The 14,475-nt window shown below is 67.3% G+C and carries 16 protein-coding genes; 8 read left to right on the top strand and 8 right to left on the bottom strand.

Annotated elements, in window-relative coordinates:
- From arsB to E3N86_RS03955, 3 genes are read left to right on the top strand one after another with little or no spacing between them, the layout of a single operon-like run.
- On the top strand, nucleotides 1-1,251 hold the full coding sequence (arsB, locus tag E3N86_RS03945) for an ACR3 family arsenite efflux transporter (protein ID WP_134511368.1): 1,251 nt from the start codon (nucleotides 1-3) through the stop codon (nucleotides 1,249-1,251).
- A gap of 56 nt (nucleotides 1,252-1,307) precedes the next feature.
- Nucleotides 1,308-1,718, top strand: a complete 411-nt coding sequence (locus E3N86_RS03950) for an arsenate reductase ArsC (RefSeq protein WP_104099282.1) — start codon at nucleotides 1,308-1,310, stop codon at nucleotides 1,716-1,718.
- 12 nt (nucleotides 1,719-1,730) lie between these two features.
- Entirely contained in the window at nucleotides 1,731-2,405 is a 675-nt protein-coding gene (locus E3N86_RS03955) for a three-helix bundle dimerization domain-containing protein (protein WP_134511369.1), read from the top strand.
- A 184-nt stretch (nucleotides 2,406-2,589) separates the two neighbouring features.
- On the opposite strand, the gene E3N86_RS03960 is transcribed toward E3N86_RS03955, so the two are convergent.
- Entirely contained in the window at nucleotides 2,590-4,716 is a 2,127-nt protein-coding gene (locus tag E3N86_RS03960; RefSeq protein ID WP_134511370.1) for a hypothetical protein, read from the bottom strand.
- Between the two features lie 216 nt (nucleotides 4,717-4,932).
- A complete protein-coding gene (locus tag E3N86_RS03965; RefSeq protein ID WP_134511371.1) occupies nucleotides 4,933-5,343 on the bottom strand; it encodes an Hsp20/alpha crystallin family protein in 411 nt (136 codons plus the stop codon).
- A 231-nt stretch (nucleotides 5,344-5,574) separates the two neighbouring features.
- Between E3N86_RS03965 and E3N86_RS03970 the strand changes: the two genes are divergently transcribed.
- The gene (locus tag E3N86_RS03970; protein ID WP_134373943.1) at nucleotides 5,575-5,934 is read left to right on the top strand and encodes a TIGR02611 family protein; all 360 of its coding nucleotides are present in this window, start codon (nucleotides 5,575-5,577) and stop codon (nucleotides 5,932-5,934) included.
- On the opposite strand, the gene E3N86_RS03975 is transcribed toward E3N86_RS03970, so the two are convergent.
- Nucleotides 5,931-6,623 (bottom strand): ScbR family autoregulator-binding transcription factor, encoded by a 693-nt coding sequence (locus tag E3N86_RS03975; protein ID WP_134373941.1) that lies wholly within the window; start codon nucleotides 6,621-6,623, stop codon nucleotides 5,931-5,933. The genes E3N86_RS03970 and E3N86_RS03975 overlap by 4 nt on opposite strands.
- 222 nt (nucleotides 6,624-6,845) lie before the next feature.
- On the opposite strand from E3N86_RS03975, the gene E3N86_RS03980 reads away from it, so the two are divergent.
- The gene (locus tag E3N86_RS03980) at nucleotides 6,846-7,073 is read left to right on the top strand and encodes a PLDc N-terminal domain-containing protein (protein WP_134401149.1); all 228 of its coding nucleotides are present in this window, start codon (nucleotides 6,846-6,848) and stop codon (nucleotides 7,071-7,073) included.
- Nucleotides 7,074-7,101: 28 nt separating this feature from the next.
- On the opposite strand, the gene E3N86_RS03985 is transcribed toward E3N86_RS03980, so the two are convergent.
- Nucleotides 7,102-7,572 carry a universal stress protein gene (locus tag E3N86_RS03985; protein WP_134511372.1) on the bottom strand — a complete coding sequence of 157 codons (471 nt, stop codon included), beginning with the start codon at nucleotides 7,570-7,572 and terminating at the stop codon, nucleotides 7,102-7,104.
- A 103-nt stretch (nucleotides 7,573-7,675) separates the two neighbouring features.
- On the opposite strand from E3N86_RS03985, the gene E3N86_RS03990 reads away from it, so the two are divergent.
- From E3N86_RS03990 to E3N86_RS04000, 3 genes are all read left to right on the top strand, one after another.
- Nucleotides 7,676-8,566, top strand: a complete 891-nt coding sequence (locus tag E3N86_RS03990) for a hypothetical protein (protein ID WP_174842994.1) — start codon at nucleotides 7,676-7,678, stop codon at nucleotides 8,564-8,566.
- 348 nt (nucleotides 8,567-8,914) lie between these two features.
- Nucleotides 8,915-9,775, top strand: coding sequence for a hypothetical protein (locus tag E3N86_RS03995; RefSeq protein ID WP_134511373.1), 861 nt, complete (start codon nucleotides 8,915-8,917; stop codon nucleotides 9,773-9,775).
- Nucleotides 9,776-10,129: 354 nt separating this feature from the next.
- Nucleotides 10,130-10,438 (top strand): DUF1801 domain-containing protein, encoded by a 309-nt coding sequence (locus E3N86_RS04000; RefSeq protein ID WP_241985934.1) that lies wholly within the window; start codon nucleotides 10,130-10,132, stop codon nucleotides 10,436-10,438.
- A gap of 108 nt (nucleotides 10,439-10,546) precedes the next feature.
- Here E3N86_RS04000 and nrdF read toward each other — a convergent pair whose 3' ends face one another.
- The 4 genes from nrdF to nrdH form a co-directional block, all read right to left on the bottom strand.
- Nucleotides 10,547-11,521 carry a class 1b ribonucleoside-diphosphate reductase subunit beta gene (gene nrdF, locus E3N86_RS04005; protein ID WP_104099273.1) on the bottom strand — a complete coding sequence of 325 codons (975 nt, stop codon included), beginning with the start codon at nucleotides 11,519-11,521 and terminating at the stop codon, nucleotides 10,547-10,549.
- 79 nt (nucleotides 11,522-11,600) lie between these two features.
- On the bottom strand, nucleotides 11,601-13,733 hold the full coding sequence (nrdE, locus tag E3N86_RS04010) for a class 1b ribonucleoside-diphosphate reductase subunit alpha (protein ID WP_134511380.1): 2,133 nt from the start codon (nucleotides 13,731-13,733) through the stop codon (nucleotides 11,601-11,603).
- A 5-nt stretch (nucleotides 13,734-13,738) separates the two neighbouring features.
- Complete coding sequence (gene nrdI / locus E3N86_RS04015; RefSeq protein WP_134511381.1) at nucleotides 13,739-14,143, bottom strand: class Ib ribonucleoside-diphosphate reductase assembly flavoprotein NrdI; 405 nt, start codon at nucleotides 14,141-14,143, stop codon at nucleotides 13,739-13,741.
- Between the two features lie 86 nt (nucleotides 14,144-14,229).
- The gene (gene nrdH / locus E3N86_RS04020) at nucleotides 14,230-14,463 is read right to left on the bottom strand and encodes a glutaredoxin-like protein NrdH (RefSeq protein ID WP_104099275.1); all 234 of its coding nucleotides are present in this window, start codon (nucleotides 14,461-14,463) and stop codon (nucleotides 14,230-14,232) included.
- Between the last annotated feature and the right edge of the window lie 12 nt (nucleotides 14,464-14,475).

Below are 14,475 nucleotides of genomic sequence, written 5' to 3' on the forward strand. Positions count from 1 at the left end.
ATGCCCTTCCCCGAATCGACCACCTCCCGCCCCACCGCCCCGCCCACCGTGCAGCCGGCTGCCGCGCAAAACGCCATCGCCCCGGCGCGGCTCGGGGCCGTCGACCGTCTCCTGCCGGTCTGGATCCTCGCGGCAATGGCCCTGGGCCTGCTATTGGCGGTCGTCGCACCCGGCGTCGGCGACCTGCTCGCTGCGTTCACGATCGGCTCGGTCAGCGTGCCCATCGCGATCGGGCTGCTCGTGATGATGTACCCGGTGCTGGCCAAGGTTCGCTACACGGATGCCCGCGCAGTCGCCCGCGACCGCCGCCTCCTGGTCTCCTCGCTGGTGCTGAACTGGCTGCTGGGGCCCGCCCTGATGTTCGCCCTTGCCTGGATCTTCCTGCCGGACCTGCCCGAATACCGCACCGGCCTGATTATCGTGGGCCTTGCCCGCTGCATCGCCATGGTGCTGATCTGGAACGATCTGGCCTGCGGCGACCGCGAGGCCGCCGCCTTCCTGGTGGCCCTCAACTCCGTCTTCCAGGTCATCGCGTTCGCCGCGCTGGGCTGGTTCTACCTCCAGGTGCTCCCCGCCTGGCTCGGCCTGTCTACCACGAGCGCGGAGTTCTCGATCTGGGCGATCACCGTCAGCGTGCTCGTCTTCCTCGGCATTCCCCTGCTGGCCGGCTACCTGTCCCGCCGGGTCGGCGAGGCCACCCGCAGCCGCGACTGGTACGAGAGCCGGTTCCTGCCGAAAATCAGCCCGTTCGCCCTCTACGGGCTGCTGTTCACGATCGCGCTGCTCTTCGCCCTGCAGGGCCGCCAGGTGATCGACCGCCCGTTCGACGTGGCCCTGATCGCCCTGCCGCTGCTGGTCTACTTCGCTGTCATGTTCGCCGCCGGATTCGCCACCGGCAAGCTCACCGGGCTCTCCTACGAGCGCACCACGACCCTGGCGTTCACCGCCGCGGGCAACAACTTCGAGCTGGCGATCGCGGTGGCCATCGGCACCTTCGGCGCCACCAGCGGCCAGGCCCTGGCGGGCATCGTGGGCCCCTTGATCGAGGTGCCGGCGCTCGTCGCCCTCGTCTATGTGGCGCTGTGGCTGCGGCCGCGGCTGTTCTCAGGGGCCGCGGCGCAGGCAACCGCCGCAGCCGACACCGACGTCACCGCCGACACCGACGTCACCGCCGACACCGACGTCACCGCCGACACCGACGTCACCGACGTCACCGACGTCACCGCCGACCCGCTTCCCGACCGGGTCTGATCTCTGTACACCGCCCCGCCGTCCACCCCCCGAAAATCAAGAAGGAACCACCGATCATGACCGCTAAGCCCACCGTTCTCTTCGTCTGTGTGCACAACGCGGGCCGCTCTCAGATGGCCGCCGGCTACATGACGGCCCTGTCCGAGGGCCGTGTCGAGGTGCTCTCTGCCGGCTCCGCGCCCAAGGACCAGATCAACCCCGTCGCGATCGAGGCCATGGCCGAGGAAGGCATCGACATCGCCAACAATGTGCCGAAGGTCCTCACCACCGAGGCCGTGAAGGAGTCGGACGTCGTCATCACCATGGGCTGCGGCGACACCTGCCCGATCTTCCCCGGCAAGCGCTACGAGGACTGGGAACTCGCCGACCCGGCCGGCCAGGGCATCGAGTCCGTGCGTCCGATCCGCGACGAGATCAAGGCCCGCATCCAGGGCCTGCTCGCCGAAATCCTCCCCGCCCAGGTCTAGGTCCGACCCGCCATGAGCGATCTGAGCGCGCGTCGGTCACTGCCCGGACTGGCCTTCCCCGAGGAGTCGTTGCGACGGCTGGCCGCGCATCTCACCGACCGGTTCTCGGGCGTGTTCGGCGCCGAGACGATCGAACGGTACGTGCTCGAGTCGTACACGTCGCTCCTGCGCACGTCGACGGTCACGGCATTCCTCGTGACCAACACGGGGCGCTACGCCACCGACCGCCTGACCGCTCTGGCCCAGGCAAAGGGCGCGATCGCGAAGGACGTCCCCGAGGTCCTGTTCGTCTGCGAGCAGAACGCGGGGCGGTCCCAGATGGCGGCGGTGCTGACCCAGGCCCTGTCTGGCGGTCGGGTGCACGTGCGTTCGGCCGGTTCAGCGCCGGCCAAGGAACTGAACCCCACGGTGATGGCGGTGATGACCGAACTCGGCCTCAACCTGGACGAGGAGTTCCCGAAACCGCTGACGGATGACGTCGTGCAGGCCGCCGACGTCGTCGTCACCATGGGCTGCGGCGACGCCTGCCCGGTCTATCCGGGCAAGCTCTACCAGGACTGGGAGCTGGCCGACCCGGCCGGTCAGCCGACCCCAGAGGTGCGTCGCATCCGGGACCAGGTCCGGCATCAGGTCGAGGCCATGCTCACGACCCTCGGTGTCGACCCCGAGCCACTGCCGCTCCCCTAGCCCCTGCCCCTGCCACCTGCCCCTGCCCCCCCACCACCGCCACCGCCACCGCCACCGCCACCGCCACCGCCGAGAGTCGCCGTTTCTGCCGACAGTCGCCCCTGCAACGGGGACTCTCGGCATCAACGGCGACTCTCGTCGCGCGGGCACGGGTACGCGCAGGCAAGCCCGAGGGCGCCGGCCCCTACTTGCGCACCAGCTTCGCCACCGTGAACCCGCCGGCGGCGACCGTCACGGTTCCCTTCTTCGGCGCCTTCTTGTCGACGGATGCGACGAACTGGCCGGTCGCATCGAACGCCTCCTGCGCCAGCCGGTAGCCACGTGGCACGCCGACCGTGCGCACGCTGGTCTCGGTCGCCGCGCTGACGTACACCGTGGACTCCCCCGCCGACCCGGTCACCGTGATCGTCGAGATCAGCGGCTGGATCAGCAGCGCGTCAACGGATGCCGCCCCGTCGGCCATGCCGACGACCGCGGTGTCCGCCCCCGGCAGAGCCAGCTCGAGCGTGAGCGGGAACAGGCGTCCGGGGGCATCCGTGATGCCCTGAGCACCCGCGCCGCCGTTGCTCGTGCTGCCCAGCGTCGACGTCGCCGACGCCCAGGTTGTGGCCCCGGAGTCCGCCTCGGCCTGATTCACGATCGGGAAGACATTGCGAGCCTGGTCGGCAGCGGGAACCGGGATGCTCAGCGAGTCGCCCGCGCCCAGCGCCACGTAGGCGCCGCCGGAGAGGTTGGCCTCGCCGGTCCAGGACGACGGCGGCGTGACCACTGACCCGCCGCCCGTGATGGTGCCGGACTCGGCCTCGACGACACTGAGCCCGACGGTGGAGACGGTTTCGTCGATGCCGAGGGCCTTGACCTTCAGCGACGGATTCGCGTCCAGGGTGAGCATGGTCATCAGGGCATGGATGGTGGATTCCGCGCCGGAGTTGGGGTTGATCCGGCCGTCGGTTTCGATGCCGTCGATCGCGGTGCCGGTTGCCGGGTTGTAGGCCGGAGCGCCGTTCGGGTTGGCGCCGAAGAACCAGGCGGCGGTCACTGCGGCGAGGTCGAGCAGCCCCGGGGCGCTCGCGGCCGCGGCGGTGGCGACGAGCCCCTGCACGCGGGAGTCGACGCCGTAGGCGATCTGGGCCTCACCGGGGGTGGGGCTCCAGGCGTTGTCCGGTCCGCCGGCGGCCAGCAGCTGCGGGGTGAACTGGGCGGCGTCCTTGACGGCGGCGCCGAGCAGGTCAGAGCGTCCGAGCACCGTGGACGCGGTGGCGACGGCAGCCGGGGCCAGTCCGCCCCAGGCGTGCCAGAGGGTCTGCGACTTGTTCCACGGCATGATCGCGCCGAACGGCCACTCGGTGGCGGAGCCGGAGGACATCCCGGCGACACCCTCGGCGAGCCGGGTCAGCGCGGTGCGCGCGGTGTCGTCGTCCGGGACGGCCGTGACGTAGGCGGCGAGGCCGAGCGCGGCCTCGGCGGAGGCATCCGCCCCGCCCGCGATGAGCCAGGCCGGCACGTTCACGCCGTCGGCCACGTCGAAGGTGCCGTATTTTGCGAGCGACTGACGCTCGAGGGAGTCGAGCGAGAGGTGCAGGCGGTCCTGCAGGAACGCGGCGAAGTCGGGGTCGGCAGCCTGGAACGCGGCGTAGCCCTCGCCGAGGGCCCACACGGTGCGGGCCACCCAGTAGGACTCGGCCGAGTCGCTCGGGTCGGGCAGTTCCACCGGGGTGGCGCTGGGGGTGAGGGTGCCGTCGGGCTGCTGCCAGAGCACGACGTTTCCGGCGTTCGGACCGGTCGTGGTCTGCAGGTAGGTGAGGGAGCGCAGCGTCTGCACGGCGTGCTCGCGACTGGTCTCATCACCGGTCTGCTGCCAGTGGCGCAGGTAGACGACCGCGGTGCGGGCGATGTCGTCGGCGTTGTACGCGCCCTGGCTCCAGTGCCCGGTCGAGGGGTCGAGCGACCCGCCGCCGACCCGGCCGTAACTGCCGTCGGCCTGCTTATCGGCGTAGGTCCACGGCGCCTGGGCGGTGGGCTCCGCGTCGATTTCGTAGGTGGTGTGCCCCTCCACCGTGGCCAGCGGCACGGTGTCGAGCAGGAACGTGAGGTGGGACAGGTTGGTCAGCGGCGCGGACGCCGCGGCGGCGGGCCGGGTGGCGGCGACTCCGGCCGGTGCACCGGATGCGCCGGCTGCACCGGATGGCGATGCCGCGGCGGCCGCGGCGGTGCCGGCTCCGAGCAGGAGCAGCGAGACCGCGGCGGTGAGGGCCACGGCTTTCAGAGATCGCGGGCGGGGGGACTGTGAGCGAACAGCGTTGTACGTCATTTCTTCTCTCCTGGTTCAGCCTGAACCGGTTTGGTACAGCTAACTAAACCGGTTAAGGCGACGCGAGTCAAGAGAAGTGGCGCTTTGCGTCCCCCATTCGGGGCTGGAGGGTCCCCGCATCGTCGAGAGTCGCCTCGTGTGCCGAGAATCGCCCGTGCAACGGGGACTCTCGGCACAATCGGCGACTCTCGCCGAGCGCGCGGGCGCCCGACCGGCTCAGCTTCGCGCGATCGGCACCTTCTTCGGCTCCTCGGCACCCTCGGGCACCGGCACGCGCACCTCGAGCACGCCGTCCCGGTAGGACGCCGTCACATCCTCTTCCTTGGCTCCGCGGGGCAGCGCAATGTCGCGCGTGAATGAGCCGTACCGGAACTCGGTCCGGTAACCGTCCTTGTCCTTGTGCTCGGTCTTTTCCTGCCGCTCGGCCTGGATGTGCAGCACGCCGTCGCTGACCGACACATCGACATCCTTTTCCGGGTCGATTCCGGGCAATTCCGCCCTCACAACCAGGCTGCCGCCGTCGCGGAATTCCTCCACCCGCAGGGCCGGAGTGTCCCAGTCGCCGTCGAAAAAGCGCCGCACCGGCTCCGGCATTTCGAAACGCTCGCGTTTTGCAAGTGCGGCCATGATTCGTCTCCTCCGTGTTGCCCGAATGTAGTCACCCGAATGTGGTCACCCGAATGTGGTCACCCGGATGTGGTTACCCGAATGCAGTCACCCGGATGTGGTTACCCGGATGTTGCTCCAGATGCCACACACAGTACCCCCGAGGCCCGTGCCACGCCGCGGCGATGGGGGCGACAGCGGCGACGGATGCCCGCGCAGCAGGTTCCCAGCGACCCCGCTTAACCTGAGCGAATGACCGTCATCCTGCAGCGCGATATCGCCAGCGAACGCACTTCCGCGCACCCGATCCGGCGCTTCCTGCGCCGGAGCCGCGCCTGGGTGGACCAGCATCCGCGGCTGCGCTGGCTCTACCGCACTGTGGTCGGCGTGCTCGGCTCCACGGTGGCCGTCATCGGGCTCCTCCTGGTGCCCCTGCCGGGGCCCGGCTGGCTGGTCGTCTTCCTCGGAATCGCGATCCTGGGCACGGAATTCCCCACCGCGCACCGCATCGCGGTGGCCCTCAAGCGCATCCTGACTACGGTCTGGGCGTGGTGGCGCTCCCGCCGGGCACGCGCGTCCGCCGGAGGGTCGACCGCTTCGGCTGGGTCCTAGGCCCGATCCACTACCCCGCCCGCAGCGCCCGGGCCCGCGGCGCAGCTCGCCCGTACCTGGGCCGGCAGGGCGGTCAGATTCGCCCGCCGCTCGTCCGGAAGCCCGGCCGGGAGCAGGCCCGGCAGCACCAGCGCCCACATCTCCTCCACCCGCTGGAAGAGGTCCGCCCGCCCGGTGAGCACCTGGGAGACGGTCTGCACGCCCGTGAAGGCGGGGCTGATGAAGTGCGCGGCGGCCTCTACATTCAGATCGGCCGAAACGTCTCCTTCATCGATCGCGCGTCGCAGCACCTTCCCGCAGACATCGATCCAGTCATGGAACGGACCGACCACCGGCACCGAGAAATTGGAGGCCTCCATGGTGAGACGGATGCCGGCACTCACCACCGGCTCGTCCCGCACCTGCGCCGCCAGCTCAAAAGTCATCAGGATGAGGGCTTGCAACCCGGGCGTCGTGCCGTCCAGCAGCCTCTGGCCCAAGCCGATCGAGGCCTCGTGCTGCGCCTCGATCACGGCGAGCGCGAGCGCCTCCTTGGACGCGAAATGAAAATAGAGTGCGCCCTTGCTCACTCCGGCGGCGACTTCCAGTCCGGCCAGGGTCGTGCTGCCGTACCCGTGCTCCCGGAAGGCGACCGCCGCACCTCGGATGATCGCGGCCCGCGTTCCGATCGCCCGTTGTTGCTGCGCCATTCCACTCCTCGGTTATTCCGGTTTCCAGCGTAGCGACTGCCCGAACCGGGGTCGCACACGGCCCCGCGCATCCGTTGTATCGTCTCTGCCTCAATCGGCACCAATCTGCCTCAATCGACCTCAATCGACCCCACAGAAGATACCGTTTGGTATGGTTTAGGCACGGGACGCTGTGATTGGGGAAAACGGGCGTCTCAGGGGGGTTCAACAGGGGAGGTCGTAATGATCGATAGTGCAGGCATGGTGCAGACGGCAGCACTCGGACTCGGCGGCCTCGCCGTTCTGGGCAGCGCGGCGCTGATCGCCGCCGCCCTGACACAGATCAGCCGGGCCATCCACCTGCGGCAGGCGGCGCGGGCGAGCTGGGTGCTGGCCGTCGTCTGCGCGCCGGTCTTCGGGGCGGTCGCCTGGTTCGCGGTCGGCAACCGGATCGACGCCGACCAGAGCTGACTGGAGCCGACCGCCGCCGGCGGTCGGCTCAGGTGTTCGGGCGCACGACCAGCACCGGGCACTTGGCGTGCCGCACGCACTGTTCGCTCACGGAACCCAGCAGCATGCCGCTGAGGCCGCCGCGGCCGCGGGAGCCGACCACGAGCATCCGTGCGCCTCGGGACACGTCGATCAGGGAATTCAACGGACTGGCGTAGACAGCCCGGTAGGTGACCTTCACGTCGGGGTGCTTGGCCACCTCGGCCATCACGGCCTCGCCGAGCTCAATGCGCACCGCGTCGGCATAGTCCTCGATCGACGCGACATAGCCGAATTCCCAGTTGGCCGGGCGCGGCGCCGTGTCGATGGACCACGCGCGCACCAGCACGACCGGTGCGTGCAGCTGCTCGGCGAGGTCGAGCGCCACGGTCACGGCGTGATCGGCGTGACCCGATCCGTCGTGTCCGACGACGATGCTGTCGCTGGAAACGGGAGTCTGTTCTGGCTGTGTGTCAGGCATGACCCCAAGCTACTCCGGGGGCCCGGGTCGCGACGCGCGCGCTGCTGCGTGTCGGCCGCCTGCTCCCAGCCCCTTCCCGCAGCGCCCCGGTAAGGTCTCCCCTATGACGTACCTGGGCACGCCGCGTCGACGACAGACCGCACTGGCGGTGGTCGTCACTCTGGCCGTGCTTGGCGCTGGCCTGGCGCTGGCCGCGTCGGTGCACACCACCGACGAAGCAGCCGCGCCTACCGGTTTCGCCCCCGGTGCGATCATCAGCGACTACAACTTCTACAACGCCGACTCCCTGGACGAGGGCGAGATCCAGTCGTTCCTGGGGGAGCGCTCCTGCATCCCCCGTGACGGCTCACCGTGCCTGGCCGACTACGAGGAGAACACGATCTCCCAGCCGGCCCACGGCGAGGGGCACTGCACCGCCTACCCCGGGGGCCGCAACGAGTCGGCCGCCCGCATCATCGCGAAGGTGTCCGCGGCCTGCTCCATCAGCCCGAAGGTGCTGCTCGTGCTGCTGCAGAAGGAGCAGTCCCTGCTTACCCGGCCGAGCGCATCCGGTTATCTGCGCGCCACCGGCTACGGCTGCCCCGACACGGCCGACTGCGACACAGCGTACTTCGGCTTCTTCAACCAGGTCTACCGTGCCGCCTGGCAGTTCCGGCAATACACCCAGGAGCCCGAGCGCGCCTACAAGATCGGAACCGTGCGCGTGGGTTTCAATCCGGATGCGAGTTGCGGGGCGTCCTCCCTCACCATCGAGAACCAGGCCACCGCGAACCTCTACAACTACACGCCGTACCAGCCCAATTCCGCCGCGCTGGCACGCCCGGGCACCGACGGTGACGGATGCTCGACGCACGGCAACCTGAACTTCTGGCGGTTCTACAACCAGTGGTTCGGGGCGTCGGAGGCCGTGGGCTATCCCACGGCGTTCAACTCGTGCCTGAACCTCGTCGGCGGCCAGCCCTGCCGCAAGCACGGGCTGTTGCCGACGCCCTGAGCGGTCCCGACGGTTCGCGTTTCCGCGCTGGTTTCTCCGCCGGTTTCTCCGCGCAGAGCGTAATCGCCCCGAGGTCCCGGGGCTCCGCCGGGTCCGGTCGTCCGGCCGGGCGAACACCCGTGACCTGGCACTCTCAATCCCTGATCAGGCGGTATCCCTGGCCCGAATGTGCGCGCACCGGACGGTGACGGGGCCCGGTGACACACCCGCCCGGAACGGCTGGGCAGCCAACCCGATTCCCAGCCCGCACGGACCGGCCCCCCACTCCCGGTACCTAAACTCCTCCGATGACTACGAACGGTCGATCGGTTTTTCGCCGACCGGCCGCCGCAATCGAAAGGATCCACTTTGAACAAGCACTCGATCTCCCCGGCAGCCGACACCTCCCGCACCAAGCGCGTCGCCCTCGGCGCCGCCTCCGTGCTGACCGCCGGAGCCCTTCTCGGCGTCGGCGCGCAGGGCGCCACCGCCGCCCCTCAGAGCGCCGAGCCCACAACGAGTTTCAGCTCGAGTGCCGGCACGCGCGGGGATGCCGGCGCCACGGCGAACGGCGAATTCCTGGCGTCGCTTTCGGCCGAACTTCGCGCAGACCTTTCCCACGGGCAGAGCGGCAATGTGAAGGCCCAGAAGGTGGCCACCACCCTCTCCGAGCACGCCGAGCTGTTCGACACCCTGCCGGCGAACCTGCAGGATGACCTGACCGCGCTCATGGACGCCTCCGGGGCGACCGACCGGGCCGCCGCCGTCGACACCGTGCGCACCACCGCGCTGGCCGGCGGCTACGGCGAGGAGATCACGAAGATCGCCGAGGCCGTGCGGGACAACCCGGAGCACCCGTTGACCGCCGCCGTGGAGGCCGCCCTGGGCAGTGACCTCGGCACCGCGCCGGGCACCGCGGACACCGACCCGACCGCGGACGCCGGATCCTCGGTGACGGAACTGGCCCTCAAGCTGGCGGACAACCCCGCGCTCCTCGACAACCTGCCGGCCGACCTGCAGGCCGACCTGGCCGAGCTGAAGAACGCGCCCGCCGCCGAGCAGGAGGCCGCAGCGCAGAAGCTCGAAGAATCCGCCCTCAGCGGCGACTACGGCAGCGTGGTCCAGAAGATCGCCGAGCGGGTCCAGGCACACGTGGCTGCCGAGGCTGACGCCGGTGCCGGTGCCGACGCGGGGGCCGGTGCCGACGCGGACATTCACGCCGGAAACTAGCAGCCGCATTAAACGGATGCCCGGAAGCGCACCGCTTCCGGCCATCCGTCTGCCCGGGTGCAGACGCCACTGATACCTACCCCCGGTGTGGAACCAATTCGACGGAGATTTTCGGAAAAATGTGAGGTTTCACAATATTTTGGATCGTTTCTGGCAAAATCTCCGTCGAATTCGTTCGGGACTGAGCCGGCAGGGGTGCCCGCGCCATAATGGCGCCATGGCCGAAATCGAGACGCAGCCGACGGATGCCTCCGTCGAGGACTTCCTGGATGCCGCGACGCCCGCCCGCCGCCGCGCGGACGGCAAGGCCCTCGACGCGCTCTTCCGCGAGGTGACGGGCGCCGACCCTGTCCCGTGGGGTCCATCGACCGTGGGCTACGGCAGCTGCCGCTACGTGTCGCCCGCGAACCCGCGCACCCGCGCACCCGCGGCGACTGGCCGAAGACGGGGTTCTCTCCGCGCAAGGCGCAACTGTCGATCTACGGGCTCAAAGACCTCCCCGAGGGCGCCGCGCTCCTCCCGCGGCTCGGCGCGTACACGGAGGGGGCGGGGTGCGTCTACGTGAAGAAGCTCGACGACATCGACCTCGGTGTTCTGCGTCGGCTGGTCGCGATCGCCTGGTCCCGGGGCGACGACCCCGCGCCGGCGGCGGCCTCCGAATGAGTCACCGAGTAGGCCACCGAAACAGACCGTTCCGGTCGAGTTCGCCCGGCGAAGCAGGCGATCTCGACCGGAACGGTCGATGTCGGTGGTGCGGTCACACACCCGGGACTAGAAGTCCCAGTCGGCGTCTTCCGTGTTGACGGCCTTGCCGATGACGTAGGAGGAGCCCGACCCGGAGAAGAAGTCGTGGTTCTCGTCGGCGTTCGGCGAGAGCGCGGCCAGGATGGCCGGGTTCACGTCGGTGACGGTCTTCGGGAACATGGCCTCGTAGCCGAGGTTCATCAGCGCCTTGTTGGCGTTGTAGTGCAGGAATTTCTTGACGTCCTCGGTCAGGCCGTGCTCGTCGTAGAGGTCCTGCGTGTACTGGATCTCGTTCTCGTAAAGCTCGAACATGAGATTGAAGGTGTAATCCTTGATCTCATCGCGGCGCTCCTGCGACGATGCCTCGAGCCCCTTCTGGAACTTGTAACCGATGTAGTAACCGTGTACAGCTTCGTCCCGGATGATCAAACGGATGAGGTCGGCCGTGTTGGTGAGGCGGGCGCGGCTCGAGAAGTACATCGGCAGGTAAAAGCCCGAGTAGAACAGGAACGACTCGAGCAGAACCGAGGCGACCTTGCGCTTGAGCGGGTCGTCGCCCTGGTAGTACTTCATCACGATCTCGGCCTTGCGCTGCAGGTTGACGTTCTCCGTCGACCAGCGGAACGCCTCGTCGATCTCCTTCGTCGACGCGAGGGTCGAGAAGATCGAGGAGTAGCTCTTGGCGTGCACGGACTCCATGAACGCGATGTTCGTGTAGACGGCCTCTTCGTGGGGCGTGATCGCATCCGGAATCAGCGACACGGCACCCACAGTGCCCTGGATCGTGTCGAGCAGGGTCAGCCCCGTAAACACGCGCAGGGTGAGCTGCTGCTCCGCCGGGGTGAGCGTGGCCCAGGACTGCACGTCGTTTGACAGCGGGACCTTCTCCGGCAGCCAGAAGTTGTTCGTGAGGCGGTTCCAGACCTCGACGTCTTTTTCGTCTTCGATCTTGTTCCAGTTGATCGCGTCAACGTGGGAGACGAGCTTGAGCTTGTCAATCATTGGTTGTTCCTTAGTCGGCGGTGCATAGGCGATTCAGCGTTCGGAGAGCTCGGGTTCGGGGAGCTCGGGGCAAACTCACTCAGAGAGCGCAGGAAACACAACCCTCGACCTCGGTGCCCTCGAGGGCCATCTGGCGCAGACGGATGTAGTAGATGGTCTTGATGCCCTTTTTCCACGCGTAGATCTGCGCGCGGTTGATGTCGCGGGTGGTGGCGGTGTCCTTGAAGAACAGCGTCAGCGACAGGCCCTGGTCGACGTGCTGCGTGGCAGCGGCGTAGGTGTCGATGACCTTCTCGTAGCCGATCTCGTAGGCATCCTGGTAGAACCCGGTGTTGTCGTTCGTCATGAACGGCGCCGGGTAGTAGACGCGGCCGAGCTTGCCTTCCTTGCGGATCTCGATCTTCGACGCGATCGGGTGGATCGATGCGGTCGAGTTGTTGATGTAGGAGATCGACCCGGTCGGCGGCACGGCCTGCAGGTTCTGGTTGTAGATGCCGTGCTCCACAACGGCTGCCTTGAGCTCGGCCCACTCTGCCTGCGTGGGAATGTGCACGTCGGCCTGCGCGAACAGCTCGGCGCCGCGCGCGGTGGCCGGCTCCCAGATCTGGTCGGTGTACTTGTCGAAGAACGTGCCGGAGGCGTAGGTGGATTCCTCGAAGCCGACGAACGCATTGCCGCGCTCGATGGCCAACTTGTTCGAGGCGCGGAGGGCGTGGAACAGCACCGTGTAGAAGTAGATGTTGGTGAAGTCGATGCCCTCTTCGCTGCCGTAGTAGATACGCTCCCGGGCGAGGTAACCGTGCAGGTTCATCTGGCCCAGGCCGATGGCGTGCGACTTGTCATTGCCGTCTTCGATCGAGCGAACGGAGGAGATGTGGCTCTGCTCCGACACCGAGCTGAGGCCGCGGATGGCGGTCTCGACGGTCTTGCCGAAGTCGGGCGAGTCCATGGACAGGGCGATGTTCATCGACCCGAGGTTGCAGGAGATGTCCTTGCCGATCTGGTCGTACGACAGGTCCTCGTTGTAGGTGGTCGGGGTGTTGACCTGGAGGATCTCCGAGCAGAGGTTCGACATGTTGACGCGACCCTTGATCGGGTTCGCCGCGTTGACGGTGTCCTCGAACATGATGTACGGGTAGCCGGACTCGAACTGGATCTCGGCGAGGGTCTGGAAGAAGTCGCGGGCTTTCATCTTGGACTTCTTGATGCGCGGGTCGTCAACCATCTCGTGGTACTTCTCGCTGACGGAGATGTCGGCGAACGGCACCCCGTAGACGCGCTCGACGTCGTAGGGCGAAAACAGGTACATGTCCTCGTCTTTCTTCGCCAGCTCGAACGTGATGTCGGGCACGACCACGCCGAGGGACAGCGTCTTGATGCGCACCTTCTCGTCGGCGTTCTCACGCTTGGTGTCGAGGAAGCGCATGATGTCGGGGTGGTGCGCGTGCAGGTAGACCGCGCCGGCACCCTGACGGGCACCGAGCTGGTTGGCGTAGCTGAAGGAGTCTTCAAGCAGCTTCATCACCGGGATGATGCCGCTGGACTGGTTCTCGATCTGCTTGATCGGTGCACCGGACTCACGGATGTTGCTGAGCAGCAACGCGACGCCGCCGCCGCGCTTCGACAGCTGCAGCGACGAGTTGATGCCGCGGGAGATCGACTCCATGTTGTCTTCGATACGGAGCAGGAAGCAGGAGACGAGCTCCCCGCGCTGCGCCTTCCCGGAGTTCAGGAAGGTGGGGGTGGCCGGTTGGAAACGCCCGGCGATGATCTCCTCAACGAGGGAGATCGCGAGCTGCTCGTCACCCTGAGCGAGGCCCAGCGCGGTCATCACGACTCGGTCTTCGAAACGCTCGAGGTACCGTTTTCCGTCAAACGTCTTCAGCGTGTAAGAGGTGTAGTACTTGAACGCGCCGAGAAAGGTCTGGAAGCGGAATTTCTTCGAGTACGCCAGCTTGTTGAGGTCGGTGATGAACTCGAACGAGTACTGGTCGAGCACGGCCTGCTCGTAGTATTCCTTCTCGACGAGGTAGTCGAGGCGTTCGCGCAACGTGTGGAAGAACACCGTGTTCTGGTTGACGTGCTGCAGGAAGAACTCCCGCGCAGCCTCGCGGTCCTTCTCGAACTGGATTTCCCCGTTCGGGCCGTACAGGTTGAGCATGGCGTTGAGGGAGTGATAATCCATCGCCAGGCCGGGAGCCGGGTGAGCCATGGTCTTCACGGCTGTTGCTTCCAAAATGATTCCAATCCGTCGTGGACGATGCGCACATCATCCGGAGTTCCAAATACTTCAAAGCGAAACATGTGGGGCACCTTGCACTTCTGGGAGATGATGTCCCCGGCGAGGCAGTAGCCGGTGCCGAAATTCGTGTTGCCCGCGCCGATGACGCCGCGGATGAGCGAGCGGTTCTGCTCGTCGTTCAGGAACGTGATGACCTGTTTGGGCACCGCTCCCTTGCTGTCGCCGCCGCCATACGTCGGCACGACCAGCACGTAAGGTTCGCTGACCTGGAGCGGCTCATCGCGCGCGTAGATCGGGATGCGAGCGGCCGGGCGACCCAACTTCTCAATGAAGCGGTGCGTGTTGCCCGAGGTGCTGGAGAAATACACGATATCGGTTATGGAACACCTCCTGTTGCTGAGAAGTCGGCACGCCAAACGACGCTTTTTTACGGACTGTTGCGACGCCACCCCCTGGCGCCGCGGTGCTACGCGAGGCGCTGCGCGAGTTCGTTGATCTTGTCGGGGCGGAAGCCCGACCAGTGATCTTCGTCGGTGATAACGACGGGAGCCTGCAGGTAGCCCAGGGCCTTGACGGCTTCCAGGGCGTTCTCGTCGAGCGAGAGGTCGAGGATTTCGTATTCGATGCCCTTGTTGTCCAGGGCGCGGTAAGTCGCAGTGCACTGCACGCAGGAGGGCTTGGTGTAGACCGTGATTGCCATGGAGGGCCTTTC

It is taken from the genome of Cryobacterium sp. Hz7, from assembly GCF_004402815.1.
In the GTDB taxonomy this organism is placed as follows: Bacteria; Actinomycetota; Actinomycetes; order Actinomycetales; family Microbacteriaceae; genus Cryobacterium; species Cryobacterium sandaracinum.